General features: G+C 63.8%; 1 protein-coding gene. It reads right to left on the bottom strand.

Annotated elements, in window-relative coordinates:
- Positions 1–307, bottom strand: a 307-nt coding sequence (locus tag EOB49_RS34400; RefSeq protein WP_281060637.1) for a sigma factor-like helix-turn-helix DNA-binding protein, incomplete at both ends; no start/stop codon positions are given.

Below are 307 nucleotides of genomic sequence, written 5' to 3'. Positions count from 1 at the left end.
GCACTCAGTTTCGGAACAGGACGGTCGTCCGGTTCGTCAGCAAGATGGCGGAGCCGGCCGCGACCGCGATGCAGCGCCGCCTTGATGGCAGGGATGCTGGTGTCGAGCATGTCGCTGATCTCCTGCAGCGAATAGCCTAGAACGTCCATCATGATCACGCTGCTTCGCTGCGCGACGGGAAGGCGCATGAAGGTGTGCAGGCTGGCCGCCGCGGCCTGACGATCGGCGGTGGGATTGGCTGGGTCGACGATCATGTCCGGGCCCTCATCGGAAAAAGCCCTTTCGCGGGCTCGCCGTCGCAGAAAAT

The sequence above is a fragment of the Mesorhizobium sp. M7A.F.Ca.MR.148.00.0.0 genome, from assembly GCF_003997735.1.
GTDB lineage: Bacteria > Pseudomonadota > Alphaproteobacteria > Rhizobiales > Rhizobiaceae > Mesorhizobium.
Note: the sequence above shows the minus strand (reverse complement) of the source record. Positions and strands in the feature narration are given on the sequence as shown.